Source organism: Streptosporangium sp. NPDC000239 (assembly GCF_040300765.1).
Classification (GTDB): Bacteria; Actinomycetota; Actinomycetes; order Streptosporangiales; family Streptosporangiaceae; genus Streptosporangium.
In genome coordinates, this window is record NZ_JBEPEI010000013.1 from 216,544 (window position 1) to 229,047 (window position 12,504).

Sequence of the window (12,504 nt, forward strand, 5' to 3'; positions counted from 1 at the left end):
CTTTGCTCCGCCTGGCGGCGTCGCGGGTTCGGGCGCCTTGAGCCAACGCTTTCCCTCGTCGTTCGTCCGCTTCGCTCCCTCACTCCTCAGTCCAAGCGTCGGCGCGCCCGAACCAAAACTCCACACACTTGGGGCCGGGAAAGCACAAGATGTGCCGCTTTGCGGCGCCTTCGGCGCCGCGGGGCTTGGGCGCTTCGGGTCGGGGTCTTCCCTCGTCGCTCATCCGCTTCGCTCCTTCGCTCCTCAGTCCAGACACCGACGCGCCCAAGCCGGACACTCCTCACGCACGGCATCGGTAAGGCCGAGATCGAACCCTTCGTGGCCAGCGCCGATGGTTGGTCGTGGGGTTGGGGAGAGTTGGAACCTTGGCCGAGTTGTCGCGCTGTCTTGCCGGGGATCGGGGCCGCCTGGAGGGGCTGGGAACAAGGGAGTGGGGCGGGGTGGGGTTTGGGACTCCTCTGATGATCATTTTTGGGTGTTCGCATTGGCTGTTTGCTGATCAAGCGGTGAATATGTGGCATATGGTGCGCGGATGCGTCCTCCTGAGCAGCCTTCCCCCACGGGCTCGCCACCCGGTCGGCGGCCGGAATCGCCGCCGCCGAGGAGTCGCAGGAGCATCGCGGTCTTCCTGGCCGTAGCCGTCGCGGCCGTCGCGGTGATAGGCGTGCTCAGGCTGTTGGGCGGCCTGGCCGCCCCGCCCGACGACGGCGGCGGGATACCCGTGGCGGAACCGGTGGCCTCGACGCCGACGCCCATGAGGACACCGCCCCCGGTCGAGGAGGACACCGGGCCGAGTACGCCGAGCATGGAGCCGACGGCGGCGCCCGACCCGTCGGCGTCGGCAATCGAAGCGGCGTTCACGGCGGCGGTGAGGCAGCGGAAGGCGCTGGGGGACGCCGACCCCTACAAACTGGGATGGCTCGGCCGGAACATGTGCGCGGCGCTGGAGGAGGGAAAGGGTTTCGCCGCGGCCGCACACCTCGGGACCAGCGGGTTCGACCCGGAGACGTCCGCGTACATAGCGAAGCTCGCCATCGTCAACCTGTGCCCGCACCAACGGGATGCGATTCCCGGTTAACGCGCCCCCGGGCCTCAGACGACCGTGGGGCCCGGGGTGGGGCCCTGGGCGGTCAGGACGTCCCTGGCCACTCCGGCAGCCCGCAGGCAGGCGGCCAGGGTGACGGCGTGGTCGGCGGACTCGGCCAGGAAGGCGCAGGTGGGACCCGAGCCGGAGACCAGGGCGCCCAGGGCTCCGTGTTCGCGGCCCGCGTCCAGGGTCCTGGCCAGGCTGGGGCGCAGGGACACGGCGGCGGGCTGCAGGTCGTTGGCCAGTTCGGCGCCCAGGGCCTTGGCGTCTCCGGCGCGCAGCGCGGCCAGCAGGGGCTGTGACGCCCGGGGCGGGCCGACCGGGTCACCGCTCTCGGCGCGCAGGCGGTCGCACTCGGCGTAGACCCTCGCCGTGGACAGGCCGCCGTCGGCCAGGGCGAAAACCCAGTGGAACGTGCCATCCGCCTCAAGGGAGGTCAGCCGCTCCCCCCTGCCGGTGCCGACGGCCGTACCGCCAAGCAGGGCGAAGGGCACGTCGCTGCCGAGGTCGGCGGCGATCTCCATCAGGTCCTCGACCGGCAGGCCGAGGCCCCACAGTTCGTTGCAGGCGACCAGGGCCGCGGCCGCGTCGGCGCTGCCGCCGGCCATGCCGCCCGCGACCGGGATCGCCTTGCGGATGACGAGACTGACGCCGTAGGACCTGCCTGCGTGCCCGGCGAGCGCGAGGGCGGCCCGGATGGCCAGGTTGTCGGCGTCCTGCGGCACCTCGCTCGCCGACTCACCCTCGACGCGGACCCGCATCCCGGTCTCCGCGACGGCCGTCACCTCGTCGAAGATCGACACGGCGTGGAAGACGTTCACCAGGTCGTGGAAGCCGTCGTCGCGGAGCGGCCCGACCGCGAGCCGCAGGTTGACCTTGGCGGGCACCCGGACGGTCACCGAGTTCATGCGTCCCTCTCATCGCTCGTCACGGTCCCCGATCGTAACGGGGTCCCCGCACACGTCCTCGCAAAGCTCCCCGACAAATCAGCTCATGTGCGCTTTTCAGCGATTCGTGCGAAGTCCTCGATGGACAGCTGCTCGCCACGGAGTGTGGGATCGACCCCGGCGGCGCGCAGCGCCTGCTCCGCGGCGGCGGCCGTACCGGCCCAGGAGGCGAGGGCGGCGCGCAGGGTCTTGCGGCGCTGGGCGAAGGCGGCGTCCACCACCGCGAAGACCTCCTCGCGCGAGGCGGTGGTCTCCGGGGGCCGCCTGCGGGTCATCGCGACAAGCCCGGAGTCCACGTTGGGCACCGGCCAGAAGACCGTCCTGCCGACGGGACCGGCCCTGCGGACGTCGGCGTACCAGGCCGCCTTGAGCGAGGGGATGCCGTAGACCTTCGAACCCGGCGCCGCGGCCAGCCGGTCGGCCACCTCGGACTGGACCATGACCAGGACGGCACGCAGGGACGGCAGCGTCTCCAGCAGGTGCAGCACCACCGGGACCGACACGTTGTAGGGGAGGTTGGCGACCAGGGCGGTCGGCCTGTCCTCGGGCAGTTCCTCGGGCAGCACCCGCATGGCGTCCGCGAGCACCACGGTCAGGCGGTCGGCGAGCTCGGGGGCGTGCCCGGCGACGGTCAGCGGGAGCTGTTCGGCCAGGACCGGGTCGATCTCGACCGCCACGACGCCGCGTACCTCGGGGAGCAACGCGAGGGTGAGCGACCCGAGGCCGGGCCCGACCTCGATGACCACGTCGTCGGGGCGCAGATCGGCCACCCGGACGATCCTGCGCACCGTACCGGCGTCGATCACGAAGTTCTGGCCGAGTTTCTTGGTCGGGCGGACGCCGAGCCGCTCCGCCAGCTCACGTATCTCGACCGGGCCGAGAAGGCTCATCGCCGCCCCTCACTCACCGCATGCTCCCCACGTCATCCGACAAGTGTCGCGCATGGAATCCCCCGGTGAGGACGCCCGGTCTTCCGGATAACGTGATCCGTACGGGGGTTCGTCGGCGATGGAAGGATTGCCCCCGTGATGGATGCCAACCGGCCCGGCGTCGAGGGGTTACGTCCCGGCGACCCCGGATGGATCGGGGAGCACCGGCTTCTCGGGCGCCTCGGCGAGGGCGGCATGGGCACCGTCTACCTGGCACGGAACCCGCAGGGGCGCCTGGTCGCGGTGAAGGTGATCAAGCCCGAGGTCGCCGTCGAGGACGGCTTCGCCGAACGGTTCCACGCGGAGGTGCGCAACGCCCGGCGGGTCGCCTCGTTCTGCACCGCCCAGGTGCTCGGCGACGGCAACGCCGACGACGGCAGGCCGTACATGGTCACCGAGTACATCCCGGGCACTCCCCTGTCACGCCAGATCAGCGTGTACGGCGCGCTCGACCCCGCCCAGCTGCACGGTGTGGCCCTCGGGGTGGCCGCCGCCCTGGCGGCGATCCACGTCGCCGGGCTGGTCCACCGCGACCTCAAGCCCGCCAACGTGATCCTGTCCCTGTCCGGGCCGCGGGTGATCGACTTCGGCGTCGCCAGGGCACTGGACTCCACCCGTGGCTTCACCCGTTCCGGCGAGGTGCTCGGCAGCCCGGGGTGGTGGGCGCCGGAGCAGGTGAAGGGCCTTGAGATCACCCCGGCCGCCGACGTCTTCGCCTGGGGGTGCCTGATCGCCTACGCGGGCAACGGCCGCCACCCGTACGGCCGGGGCGACATGATCACCATGGCGACGCGGCTGCTGAACACCCCACCCGACCTGGGCTCGCTTCCCGCCCCGCTCGACGACCTGGTCCGCAGGGCGACCGCGATGGACCCCGGAGCGCGCCCGACCGCGCAGGACCTGCTGATCGCGCTGGTCGGCGGCGCCCCGGCCCCCGCGGGCCCCCTGACTGCGGACCCGCCGGCTCCGGTCGTCGACGTGCTCGGTGACACGTGGCGGCCTCCGGCCAACGTGGAACCGGACACCACCCGGGTCCTCGGTGGCCTCGGCGCCCCCGGGGCGCCCCCCGCGGCCCGGTCCCGGCGGAGGAAATCAATCATGGTGGGACTGGTGGTGGCCACCGCGCTCGCGGTCACCGTCGCGGTGCTGGCCCACGTCCTCGGGAGCCCTGGCGGCACAGGAGGCGGAACCTCCTCGGGCGGCGGTCCGACCGACGTGGGCAGGCGGATCCCGATCGGCTCTCCGGTCGGAGACCCGCAGCTGATCGTGCCACGGGCTCCACGCTGCGGCCTGACCTCCTACGAGGGCACGACGGCGCGCGGCAGGTTGTGCGTGGTCACGCTCACCCTGCTCAACCCGGGTGGCGAACGCGTCCCCCTCAGTCGTGACCCGTTCACCCTGCTCGACGACGCGGGGACGCCCCACACCCCCGAGGCGCCCGTGGCGGGCCTGACGGACACGCTGGCCCCCGGGGGCAGGCTGGACCGGGTCCTGGTCTACGACCTGCCTCCCGAACGACGGCCGGCCCGGCTGAGCGGCCAGGTGACCGGCGGCGGACGGCGGATCGAGGTGCGGCTGTGAGGTTCCTCCCGCAGGCCGCCGTGCCGTTCGCGCTGCTGTTCGCCCTCGTGGCTGTGCCGTCGTCGCCGTCGTCACCCTCGTCGCCCGCGGGCTGTGGCGGGGACACCGCCGTCGGCGACCCGTTCGCCTCCCCGGGAGGGGTGACCGGGGCGGGAGCCGTACACGTCCTGTCCGGCAGGGGCGACGAGGCAAGGGTCGTGCGCGCCCCCGCGCCTGCGGCGGGCGACGGGTTCGGCTGGTCGGTACGGCTGGCCGACCTCGACGGCGACCGCTGCGCGGACCTGGTGGTCGGCGCGCCGTACACGGACGTGGCGGGGCGGCCGGACGCGGGTGCCGTCTACATCGTGTACGGCACGGCCTCCCGCCCTCCGGCGCGCCTGCTCCCCTCCTCTCCCGAGGCGGGCGCCCACTTCGGCTGGTCGCTGGCCGTGGGGCGGGGCACGCTCGCCGTCGGAGCCCCGCACGAGGACGCCGACGGGGTCGAGGACTCCGGCGCGGTCCACCTGTTCGACGTGGGGGCGGGGTTCGGTGAGGGGCGGCGGATCTCCCAGGACACGCCGGGGGTGCCGGGCAGCGGTGAACCCGGCGACATGTTCGGCTGGTCGGTGGCCGTCGGCAGGATGGGCGGCCGACGGGACGCGGCCGACCTCGCGGTCGGCGCGCCGTACGACAACGACGACGGAACGGGACGCCAGGAGAGCGGGGGCGCCGCGGACGCGGGCTCGATCGCCGTGATCTACGACGTGTCCGGCGCGAGGGACGCCTACGCCAGCAGGAAGTGGGACCTGCGCCGGATCATGGAGACCCACGCCGGCGACCGGTTCGGTTACTCCATGGCCTACGCGGAGGAGGGGGAGGCTGGCTACCTCGCGGTCGGGGCGCCGCTCGGCGACGGCGGTGGGGTACGCGACTCGGGGCTGGTGCGGCTCTTCCGCTCCTCGGCGACAGAGGAGATCACCCCGCTGGCCACCCTCGACCAGGGTTCCCGAGGCGCCACGGGCGACGGGTACGGCTTCTCGCTCGCCCTCACCGGGGAGGGCGGCGCCCGGCTGGCGGTCGGCGCCCCGTTCGGCGGTCCCGGCGGACGCGGCCGGGTCGTGGTGGTCCCGGTGCGAGATCCGTCCGCGGCCCGGGTGGTCGAGCGGGGGAAGGCGGGAGACCGGTTCGGCTGGGCGGTCGGGTTCGGCGGCAACCGCCTCGTGGTCGGCGCTCCGGACCGCGACGGCTCCGGGGCGGTGACGGTCCTCGGCCGCAACGACACCGTGGGAACCCCGCTGCCCCCCGCCCAGGACGACGGGGAGCCTGCGGAGTTCGGCGCCTCGGTGGGCTGAGCCTCCGTGGGCTGAAGACGAGGTGAAGCCGCCGTGGCCCGGACACCGTGGGCCGAGCGGCGCTGTGGGCCGAAAGCCGTTGTGGCGGGGCGTCGTGTGGCCTGGTTGTGTTCTGGCGGTGCTCTGGCGGTGTTCACCAGGTGCCGAAGACGGCCTCCCCGTTGGCGCTGATGGCCGTGGCCAGCTCGCCCGGGTCGATCCCCTTGACCTCGGCGAGGCAGCGCAGCGTGAGGGGGATGAGATAGGGGGCGTTCGGCTTGCCCCGGTGCGGCGTCGGCGGAAGGTAGGGCGCGTCGGTCTCCACCAGCATCAGCTCCACGGGCGCGAGCGCGGCGGCCTCCCGGAGATAGCCCGCGTTCTTGTAGGTGACCGGGCCGGAGAAGGACATGTGATAGCCCGCCTGGACGCACCTGGCGGCCATCTCGGCGTCACCGGAGAAGCTGTGGAAGACCACGACGTCCGGCGCCCCCTGGTCGGCCAGGACGTCCAGCACGTCGTCGTGGGCCTCCCGGTCGTGGATCACCAGGGCCTTGCCGGTCCGTTTGGCGATCTCGATGTGCGCCCTGAAGCTGGCGTGCTGGTCGTCCTTCGACGCCCAGTCGCGGTAGTAGTCGAGGCCCGTCTCCCCTACCGCCCTGACGTGCGGCAGCCGGGCCAGCGCCTCGATCTCGGCGAGCACCTCGGGCGTCGAGGCGTGCGCCTCGTTCGGGTGGATCGCGACCCCCGCGTAGACGTCGGGGTGCAGTTCGGCCACCTCCGCGTTCCACCGGGAGGAGGGCAGGTCGTAGCCGATCGTGACCAGCCGGGTCACCCCGACGGAACGGGCCTGGTCGAGGATGCTCTCGACGCTCGCCTGGGCCGCCTGCGCCGCCTGGGCGACGGGGTCACCCGAGGACGCCTGACGGTTGCCCACCATGATGTCGAGGTGGCAGTGGCTGTCGAACACCTCCGCGGCCAGGGGCTCGGGAGGGGCGGGAAGCTTCGTCGTGCTCACCCGCCCCAACCTATCGAGCCTGCCACGTCACCCCAACCGGGCGAGCTCCTCATCGACGATCTTCGGGTCGAGCTTGGTGAAGAGCCTGGTCGGCGGCGCGAGCGGGACCCCGGGCCGGATCGGGGTGTGCTCCCAGCGCGCCTGGCCGTCGTAGTCGCCGGTGATGATGGGGTACGGCCTGCCGTTCTCCTCGACCTCCCTGATCTCCGGCATCCCCGACCAGACGCCGGTGCCGCCGAGCATCTCGTGGATCTTGTTGGAGGAGGAGGGCAGGATCGGGGTCAGCAGCGTCTTGGCGTCGTCGACGACCTGCAGGGCCACGTGCAGGATCGACTTGACCCGCTCGGGGTCGTCCTTGATCTTCCACGGCTCCTGGTCCGCGAGGTACTTGTTGGCCTCGCGGATGACGTCGAACGCCTCGTTCGTGGCGTTCTTGAAGCGGGAGCGCCCGAGCTCGGCGCCGACCCTGGGGAAGGCGGCCCGGCTGCGTTCGAGCATGGCGCGGTCGGCGTCGGTGAGGTCGCCCGCCTCGGGGATGGCGCCGAAGTTCTTGGCGGCCATCGAGATCGACCGGTTGACCAGGTTGCCCCAGGCCGCGACCAGTTCGCCGTTGTTGCGGTTGAGGAACTCCGACCAGGTGAAGTCGGTGTCCTGGTTCTCCGGACCGGCGACCGCGATGTAGTAGCGCAGCGCGTCGGCGTCGTAGCGGGCCAGGAAGTCACGGACGTAGATGACGACCTGACGGGAGGAGGAGAACTTGCGCCCCTCCATGGTCAGGAACTCGCTGGAGACGACCTCCGAGGGCAGGTCCAGCGCGCCGAGCGCCCCCGGCGTGCCGTTCCTGGCGCCCTGGCCGTTGTAGCCGAGCAGCAGCGCCGGCCAGATCTCGGCGTGGAAGACGATGTTGTCCTTGCCCATGAAGTAGTAACCACGGGCGTCGGGGTTCTGCCACCACTGCCGCCAGGCCTCGGGGTCGCCGGAGCGGCGGGCCCACTCGATGGAGGCGCTGAGGTAGCCGATGACGGCGTCGAACCAGACGTAGAGCCGCTTGTTCGCCTGGTCGCTCCAGCCGTCGAGCGGGATCGGCACGCCCCAGTCGAGGTCACGGGTGATCGCCCGGGGCTGCAGGTCGCCCAGCAGGTTGAGGGCGAACTTCAGCACGTTTGGCCGCCAGTCGCCCTGCTTGGACTGCAGCCAGGTGGCGAGCACCTCGGCGAAGGCGGGCAGGTCGAGCATGAAGTGCTCGGTCTCGACGAAGACCGGCTTCTCGCCGTTGATCCTGCTGACCGGGTTGACCAGCTGGATCGGGTCGAGCTGGTTGCCGCAGTTGTCGCACTGGTCGCCACGCGCGCCGTCGTAGCCGCAGATGGGGCAGGTGCCCTCGATGTAGCGGTCGGGCAGGGTGCGCCCGGTCGACGGGGAGATGGCGCCCATCGTCGTCTTGGGGAAGACGTAGCCGTTGGCGTGCAGCCCCTTGAAGACCTCCTGGACCACGGCGTAGTGGTTGTCCGTCGTGGTCCGGGTGAACAGGTCGTAGGACAGGCCGAGCGCCTGGAGGTCTTCGGCGATGACCCGGTTGTAGCGGTCGGCGAGCTGACGGGCGCTCAGCCCCTCCTTGTCCGCCTGGACCTGGATCGGGGTGCCATGCTCGTCGGTCCCGCTCACCATGAGGACCTTGTTGCCCACCATCCGCTGGTAGCGGCTGAAGATGTCGGACGGCACGCCGAATCCGGAGACGTGCCCGATGTGGCGGGGGCCGTTGGCGTACGGCCAAGCGACCGCGGTCAGGATGTGCTGGGACATGTAGCCAAGCCTAAGGGACGCCGACTCAGGCCTTGGTGCGCTCCCGGGGATCGGGCCGTGCCGCTCTCCCGGGAGGGGCTCAGGCCTTGGTGCTCTCTCGGGGGACCGTCTGCTCCTCGCCGTCCAGGCTGACGGCTTGGGCGGCCTCCTCGGCCGCGGAGGCGGCCACGTCGATCGGCGTCTCCTTGGAGCGGCGGATGCCCAGGATGCTGATGAACAGGGCGGCGAAGATGGTCTGGAAGCTCATGATCAGCGCGGTCGCCGAGGGGACGACCAGGCGCAGTGACTCCGACGGGATCAGCGGGCCGAAGCTGCGCGTCTGCCAGTGGACCAGCGAGGCGCCCAGGCCGAAGAGTCCGGCCAGGGCCAGCAGGCCTCCGGCGATCAGGCCCTTCTCCAGGGTCACGATGTCGACGAGCTTGCGCACGCGCCTGTCTTCGGGCAGGAAGCCCTCCTCGGCCGCGTAGACCTTGGTGAACAGGGCGAACAGGACCGCCTGGAAGCCGATCACCACGGCGGCCGAGGCGCCGACCAGGGTGTCGACGTCGAAGCCGAGCTTGCCGATGTAGATCGGCCCGAAGCTCAGGGCGGCGCCCGCGACCAGGCCCAGGGTCATCAGGATCAGGCCGGGGATGAAGAACAGCCAGCGCGGGCTGTACAGCATCAGGAAGCGCAGGTGGCGCCAGCCGTCGCGCCAGGAGCGCAGGTGCGGCGGGCGGGAACGGCCGTCGGGCGACAGGGTGGTCGGCACCTCGCGCACGTCGAGACCGGACAGGGTCGAGCGCACGACCATCTCGCTGGCGAACTCCATGCCGCCGGTCTGCAGGCCGAGCCTGAGGATCGAGTCGCGCCGGAAGCCGCGCAGGCCGCAGTGGAAGTCACCGATGGCGCTGGGGAAGAACAGCCTGCCGATGAAGGACAGCACCGGGTTGCCGAGGTAGCGGTGCAGCGGGGGCATGGCGCCGGGGGCGATGCCGCCCTTGAAGCGGTTGCCCATCACCAGGTCGGCCCCGTCGCGCAGTTGCTCGACGAACGGCAGCAGCGCGGTGAAGTCGTAGGAGTCGTCGGCGTCGCCCATGATGACGTACTTGCCGCGGGCGGCCCTGATGCCCCCTATGAGGGCGTTGCCGTACCCCTTGGCGTCGACGTGCACGACGCGGGCGCCCGCGTCACGGGCGAGCTGCTGGGAGCCGTCCGTGCTGCCGTTGTCGGCGATCAGCACCTCTCCGTCTATCCCGTGCTCCCGCATGCAGGCCAGTGCCTTGCGTACGCAGGTCTCCACGGTCTCCGCCTCGTTCAAGCAAGGCATGACCACGGTCAGTTCCACGTCTCAACCTCTCAGTTACGGCACAGCCCAACCTCATCATGATGCCCTCTAACGTCTACTGTGCGGGTCAACTCCACCAAACGGCTGGCATCCTGTAATGCATGGTGACCGTCACCGAGGCGCCGCGCCTCGACTCACCCGCGGCGGGTGTGCTCTCGCGCGCGCTGGCCCTCCTCGGCCGCCACCGGCTGTTCGCCGTGGCCGTGGCGCTGGCGTTCGCGCTGCGTGTGGTCACGATGCTGGGATACGGTCCGGCGCTGTGGTTCAACGACTCCTTCGAGTACGTCTCGGGGGCGGTCAATCCTGGCAGACCCAGTGCCCTGCGACCGAACGGTTATTCCTTCTGGCTGCTCCTGCTGCGGCCCTTCCACAGCTTCTCCCTGGTGGTCCTCACCCAGCACCTGATGGGCCTGGGTGTGGCGCTGCTGATCTACGTCCTGCTGCGCAGGAGGTTCGGGCTGCCGGGGTGGGGGGCGACGCTGGCCACGCTGCCGGTGTTGTTCGACGCCTACCAGATCCAGCTCGAACACCTGATCATGTCGGACGCCATGTTCATGCTGCTGGTCGTGGGCGTCGTGACGTTGGTGCTCTGGCACAGAAAGATGTCCTGGCAGGTCGGGGCCGTGGTCGGCCTGTTGCTCGCGCTGACCGCGCTGACCAGGTCGATCGGCCTGCCGATCCTGGCCCTGGTCGCGGTCTACATGCTCGTCAAGCGGACCGGCTGGAAGCCGATCGTGGCCATGGTCACGGCCTGTGGCGTTCCGGTGGCCGGTTACATGGCCTGGTTCGCCGCGACGTACGGCAACTTCGCGATGACCAGCAGCGACGGCGCGATCCTGTACATGCGGACCGCGCTGTTCGCCGACTGCAGGACGATGAGGGTCGATCCGCGCAAGGAGCTCGAACTGGCGCTGCTGTGCATCAGCGCCCCGCCGAGCGAGCGTCACTTCTCCGGGCAGAAGTACCTGTGGTGGGCGCAGCCCGGGCAGCGGTTCCACGCCTTCGGGCCCAACACCACCTTCACCCCCGACATCAACCGGGCCGCGGGGGCGTTCGCCAGGCGGGCGATCCTGGCCCAGCCGCTCGACTATCTCGGCGTCATGGCCGGAGACTTCTTCCGCGCCTTCCGCTGGGACCGGCCGCAGTTCCCCGACGCCAACACCTACCGGCAGTACGAGTTCCTGCCGGAGGGCAAGGTGCTGCCCACCTGGCCGTCGTACAGGGGCACCAGCGACCGTGACGCCCAGACCTACGACCCGAGCCTGCCGACCGCCCAGATCCGCGGCAAGCCCAGTGTGATCGGCACCGAGGTCCACGACCCGTGGGCGAGGTTCATGCAGGGCTACCAGCAGACGGTCAGGCTGCCCGGCATCGTGGTCGGCGTGCTGCTGCTGATCGGCCTCGCCGGGGTCGTGGCGCGCTGGCGCACCCTGGGCGGTCCGGTCCTGCTGCCGTGGCTGGGCGCCTTCGGGCTCATCCTGGCGCCCGCCGCGACTGCCGAGTTCGACTACCGCTACGTGCTGCCCGCCGTACCGCTGGCGTGCCTGGCGGCGGGGATCGCGCTGCGGCACGGGTTCAGACCCAACTCCGCAGGAGCATCCGGCGCCACCACTCCTCGTGCGGAATGACGTCGGCGGTCAGCACCGGATAGAGCCACCAGAAGTTGATGATCGCGAGGAGGGCGAAGAGGCCGACCACGCCCGCTCCCACGGCCCTGCGGTTCGGTGTGGCGTCCGCGGGGCCGATGATCAGCCCGGCGACCAGGGTGATGGCCAGGATCATGAACGGCACCATGGGGATCGTGTAGAAGTTGAACATGGTGCGGTGGTCGGCCAGCGCCCAGTAGAACCAGGGCAGCCAGCCCGCGGCGTAGCCGAGCAGGGCGGCCCCGGCCCGCCAGTCCCGGGACGACACGTACCAGACGATCATGGCGACCAGGGCGGCGAGCCCGCCGTACCAGATGACCGGGGTGCCGACGCCGAGGATGGCCGAGGCACAGGTCTTGACCCCGCAGACGTTGTCCGAGCCCTCGTAGAAGAACGCCACGGGGCGAAGCATCAACGGCCAGCTCCACGGCTCCGACTGGTAGGGGTGGGAGGCCGAAAGGCCGGTGTGGTAACCCAGCACCTGGAAGTGGTAGCTCAGCCAGGAGCGCAGCGAGTCGAAGACGAAGAAGACCGGTCCCTGTGAGGTGGCCTGCGCCCAGTTGCGGCCCCAGCCGAGCGGCGAGACGAACCACCCGGTCCAGGAGACGAGATAGGTCAGCGCGGGCAGCAGGCCCATCGCTCCGAGCAGCGTCGGCAGGTCCTTGCCCAGCGCCCCGCTGTACGGCCTGCCCAGGCCGACCGCCCTGCGGGCCCCGGCGTCCCAGATCAGCGACATGACGACGAACGCGACCAGGTAGAAGATGCCCGACCACTTCACCGCGCAGGCGGCGCCCAGGAGCACTCCGGCGGCCATCCGCCAGGGCCGCAGTCCCAGCCAGGGGCCCTGGTCGCTGATCGG

The 12,504-nt window shown here is 71.2% G+C and carries 10 protein-coding genes; 4 read left to right on the forward strand and 6 right to left on the reverse strand.

Going from position 1 to position 12,504, the window contains the following annotated elements; all coding sequences use genetic code 11:
* Positions 1–532: 532 nt before the first annotated feature.
* A complete protein-coding gene (locus ABT340_RS28560) occupies positions 533–1,078 on the forward strand; it encodes a DUF732 domain-containing protein (protein ID WP_352013926.1) in 546 nt (181 codons plus the stop codon).
* Positions 1,079–1,092: 14 nt separating this feature from the next.
* Here ABT340_RS28560 and ABT340_RS28565 read toward each other — a convergent pair whose 3' ends face one another.
* Both ABT340_RS28565 and rsmA read right to left on the reverse strand, forming a co-directional pair.
* Positions 1,093–1,995, reverse strand: a complete 903-nt coding sequence (locus ABT340_RS28565) for a 4-(cytidine 5'-diphospho)-2-C-methyl-D-erythritol kinase (protein WP_352013927.1) — start codon at positions 1,993–1,995, stop codon at positions 1,093–1,095.
* A gap of 83 nt (positions 1,996–2,078) precedes the next feature.
* The gene (gene rsmA / locus ABT340_RS28570) at positions 2,079–2,924 is read right to left on the reverse strand and encodes a 16S rRNA (adenine(1518)-N(6)/adenine(1519)-N(6))-dimethyltransferase RsmA (RefSeq protein ID WP_352013928.1); all 846 of its coding nucleotides are present in this window, start codon (positions 2,922–2,924) and stop codon (positions 2,079–2,081) included.
* Positions 2,925–3,062: 138 nt separating this feature from the next.
* On the opposite strand from rsmA, the gene ABT340_RS28575 reads away from it, so the two are divergent.
* Entirely contained in the window at positions 3,063–4,544 is a 1,482-nt protein-coding gene (locus tag ABT340_RS28575; RefSeq protein ID WP_352013929.1) for a serine/threonine-protein kinase, read from the forward strand.
* Entirely contained in the window at positions 4,541–5,875 is a 1,335-nt protein-coding gene (locus ABT340_RS28580; protein WP_352013930.1) for a hypothetical protein, read from the forward strand. Before ABT340_RS28575 ends, ABT340_RS28580 begins: the two co-directional genes overlap by 4 nt.
* A gap of 133 nt (positions 5,876–6,008) precedes the next feature.
* Here ABT340_RS28580 and ABT340_RS28585 read toward each other — a convergent pair whose 3' ends face one another.
* The 3 genes from ABT340_RS28585 to ABT340_RS28595 form a co-directional block, all read right to left on the reverse strand.
* Complete coding sequence (locus ABT340_RS28585; protein WP_352013931.1) at positions 6,009–6,869, reverse strand: TatD family hydrolase; 861 nt, start codon at positions 6,867–6,869, stop codon at positions 6,009–6,011.
* A gap of 27 nt (positions 6,870–6,896) precedes the next feature.
* Complete coding sequence (gene metG / locus ABT340_RS28590) at positions 6,897–8,672, reverse strand: methionine--tRNA ligase (RefSeq protein WP_352013932.1); 1,776 nt, start codon at positions 8,670–8,672, stop codon at positions 6,897–6,899.
* 79 nt (positions 8,673–8,751) lie between these two features.
* Entirely contained in the window at positions 8,752–9,999 is a 1,248-nt protein-coding gene (locus tag ABT340_RS28595; RefSeq protein WP_352013933.1) for a glycosyltransferase, read from the reverse strand.
* Positions 10,000–10,100: 101 nt separating this feature from the next.
* Here ABT340_RS28595 and ABT340_RS28600 point away from each other — a divergent pair, with 101 nt between their 5' ends.
* Entirely contained in the window at positions 10,101–11,627 is a 1,527-nt protein-coding gene (locus tag ABT340_RS28600; RefSeq protein WP_352013934.1) for a hypothetical protein, read from the forward strand.
* Here ABT340_RS28600 and ABT340_RS28605 read toward each other — a convergent pair.
* A partial coding sequence (locus ABT340_RS28605; RefSeq protein WP_502992536.1) for a dolichyl-phosphate-mannose--protein mannosyltransferase occupies positions 11,575–12,504 on the reverse strand: 930 nt, incomplete at its 5' end. The two genes, ABT340_RS28600 and ABT340_RS28605, sit on opposite strands and share 53 nt — an antisense overlap.